The 3,180-nt window shown below is 30.3% G+C and carries 4 protein-coding genes; 2 read left to right on the forward strand and 2 right to left on the reverse strand.

All coding sequences use genetic code 11. From position 1 onward, the window contains the following. On the forward strand, positions 1-669 hold a 669-nt coding region (locus tag ACNHOZ_RS28750; RefSeq protein WP_447697462.1), incomplete at its 5' end, for an aminotransferase class I/II-fold pyridoxal phosphate-dependent enzyme. 269 nt (positions 670-938) lie between these two features. Here the strand turns inward: ACNHOZ_RS28750 and ACNHOZ_RS28755 are convergent. Together ACNHOZ_RS28755 and ACNHOZ_RS28760 are read right to left on the reverse strand one after the other, a co-directional pair. Next, positions 939-1,172, reverse strand: a complete 234-nt coding sequence (locus ACNHOZ_RS28755; RefSeq protein WP_048021459.1) for a hypothetical protein — start codon at positions 1,170-1,172, stop codon at positions 939-941. A 329-nt stretch (positions 1,173-1,501) separates the two neighbouring features. Continuing rightward, positions 1,502-2,284 carry a hypothetical protein gene (locus ACNHOZ_RS28760; protein ID WP_447697463.1) on the reverse strand — a complete coding sequence of 261 codons (783 nt, stop codon included), beginning with the start codon at positions 2,282-2,284 and terminating at the stop codon, positions 1,502-1,504. A 388-nt stretch (positions 2,285-2,672) separates the two neighbouring features. Between ACNHOZ_RS28760 and ACNHOZ_RS28765 the strand changes: the two genes are divergently transcribed. Further along, on the forward strand, positions 2,673-2,813 hold the full coding sequence (locus ACNHOZ_RS28765; protein ID WP_176521439.1) for a hypothetical protein: 141 nt from the start codon (positions 2,673-2,675) through the stop codon (positions 2,811-2,813). Positions 2,814-3,180: the final 367 nt, after the last annotated feature.

A 3,180-nucleotide genomic window follows, 5' to 3' on the forward strand; every position in this document is an offset into this window, starting at 1 on the left:
CATAATCCTTTAGGAACGTCATATAGCAAAAAAGACAAAGAAGCCATTTTACAGTTAGCCTATAAATACAATGTGTATATTGTAGAAGATGACTATTTAGCAGATTTTGAATACAACATGAAGAATGATCCTCTTTTTGCAGAGGATACTAAAGAACAGGTTATCTACTTAAAGAGCTTTTCAAAAATCATGTTTCCAGGTTTAAGAATTGGTTTAGCTGTTCTTCCTCCCTCTATTCTTAATACCTTTCAAAAATTTAGAATGACTATAGATATAGATAGCTCTATGATTTCACAAGCTGCACTATACCTTTATATAAAAAGTGGTATGTTTGAACATAATAAATCAAAAGTAAGTAGTATTTATCATAAACGTGCACAAGTTCTTCACCAATTGCTGCAAAATCATCTGGCTAATTACGAATCATCGTCAGAAATAGTTATGCATGGTCATATTTTGCTACCTAGACAAGTAAATATGAAGTCATTTATTCGTTATTTATATGAACAGGGTGTATATCTAGATTCAGTTGAAAGTAATTATCTATCCAACTTTCACAAAGAACGGGTTTTAAAGTTAAATGTGTCAAATGTTGAAAATCACCGAGTTGAAGAAGGAGTCAGAAAAATTGCAGATGCTTTAAAAAAAAGAGGTAACTATTTTCCTTAATTTCCAATTGTAACTAAGGTCTTTAACACTGTTTAAGAAGAAGAGACTTAAACGTATTACTTGTGTAATGGTATATATTTTTCTTGCCTGTCTTCTATAATTTCTTCCTACTGGTAATACGTTTTATGGTAACTAACCAACATTGTCTTATATAGTAAAAAAAAGAAAACAACTACCTTCATAAAAAGGTAGCTATTTTCTACTGATAAATTAAATTGTGGGTGAAGCCTAACAAAGCTTCTTGAGTAGTTTACTCATTTATTATTTTGTTATGTCGTTTTTTGTTCTATAGAATTTAAAATTTTATATAAGGCTTGAGCGACTTTTTCTATATCGTAATCGCCATAACTTAAAGTTCTTTGATCAACAAGTGTAGTCACCTGAAAAGTCTTAGATGAATTACAGTATGATAATTCAATTACTTCAGGAACAGTATGAACAATGCTGCTATCTTCGTATTTTATAAGAGTATAAAGCACATTCTTTATTTTAAGTATATCCATAAAGGTACCTCTTTCCATTATTAGGAAGATTTAGGTACAAAGAAACCAAATAATTTTTTTATTTGTTATGCTCTTACCCTAACATACTGAAAAGGAGAAATATACCCCAGTTTCAATTTTAAAATTCATCTTATTACCTAGAATCCCTTTTATGGTAACTAAAGAAATATACGTTATTACAGTTGAAGAGCAAAAATCCCCTTCTCTCTAAGGGGGTTTTTGCTCTTAAGTGACTTTATCCAATGATTCCTTTTGGCATCTTGGTTAGTATGCTCTAATTACGATTCTTTCATTCACATAAAATTAAAAGAGACCTGTAGACCCTCTTGTTACCTTTTTTCCTTTTCAATATAAAAATCTGGGTGTTGATAGTTCTTCTCTAAAAAAGTTTTCTGTTCTTTTTCAGCGAGTTTATTATTTTCAACGGTATTGGTATAAGCATCATAAGTGGCGAAACCATAAAGGGACGGGAAAAACAGTAACCATTCTGCATTTAATACGTTAGTAGCTTTTGGGATTTCACCTAAAAAGAGAAGAGAAATAGCTTCAAGGAGATGAGAATAGTAAAAGAAAACAACCGTCCAAGTAACGATAAAAAAGGCAACGATTATTCGATGAATATAAAGCTGACCTAAACCAGGCATAAATAAGGACCATAAGATAGACATAAGAGGATTTCTTTTATCCAAGTAGTTAATCTCCATAGATCCCATGCTAAAAGAATTAAAGGCATGATTTTCTCGTTCAGCTAAGAGATATATTTTATTTAAATCAACTGTCGTTCGATAACTATCCCATATGGCAAAGAGATAAACAGGAATATAAATGAGAAGCCACCTAGTGTTTAGTGACTCCTTGGCCATGTCTATATCACCTTGAAAGGAATGAATCATAGCCACGTTTATATTAGACTGAAGGTTAATAACAACCTCCCAAATAAATAAAACAAATCCTCGAAGATATTTAGATAAAAGTAAATGTCCGAAACCCGGAAAGGCTGCTGACCACCAAGCTATGATGTAAGAATTTCTTAAGTGAATTTGAGTGGTTCCAAATATACTAACGTGGGCTACATAGCGTCTTGCAGTATTATCATTTTTATAATTGTTCATATATGTTCTCCTATGGAATTGTTAGAGCATTGGGAAAATGTATTTTACATCTTTAATCCATAATTAACATCCTGTAATATATTTATTCTGTTTTACACATTTCAAATAGCTAAAAAACCTTCAAAAGATAAAAGTGTTTTTTTAGCTATTTATAAAATTTTTTCATAACTCCTACAACATTATTATAAAATCATAATATCCTGTTATTTTAACTTTATATTGTAAGCGATTGCAATTACAATAAGAAGTAGGTTGGATAGCAAGCGTGCTGTCATTGTATATGGCGTAGGCGGGGCCAGTACAAAATACTTTGGTAATTTGTATGTATAAGAGATTGCTAGTTGGGTAAAAATGAAAAATAGGAACTTACATAAAGGAGGTTAAGCTATTGAGAGAATATAAAAAGGCTTTTTCTACGTTTATTGAGGAAGAACGATTTGACTTACATTCATACCTTACTTATCTATTTATTAATGAGTGCCAGGAAGATGTAGTAGACCAGTTAGAACAAGAACATGTAAATCAATAAATTTTGAACGTTGAAAGGATTACTAATGATGAATGAAAAAGTGTAGGTGACTTGATCTTTCTGAATAGAAGGAACAAGTCGCCTATTTGTATTTCATCTAAACATTCCTGGTTCTTAAAAACGATTATCTCTACCCCGTATAACTCACTATTATATCTTCTTGCCTTTAAATAAATTATTAAAAAGATAAAAACTAAACATAAATTCCCCAATAATTGCTATTCAGTAGGATCTAATTAAAGTTATTATTAAGCTAATTAAATATCAATTTTATATTGTTTAAAAGAGTAAATAGATAAACTTACTTATAAAAATTATAGTTTTACTATTTACTCTAGATGACGACAAATATGATCTTTTTCTACAA

This window comes from Priestia sp. D51 (assembly GCF_053345675.1).

Coding starts and splice junctions, on each gene's coding strand:
- ACNHOZ_RS28755 (WP_048021459.1), bottom strand. CDS start 1,172: ATGGATATACTTAAAATAAAGAATGTGCTTTATACTCTTATAAAATAC.
- ACNHOZ_RS28760 (WP_447697463.1), bottom strand. CDS start 2,284: ATGAACAATTATAAAAATGATAATACTGCAAGACGCTATGTAGCCCAC.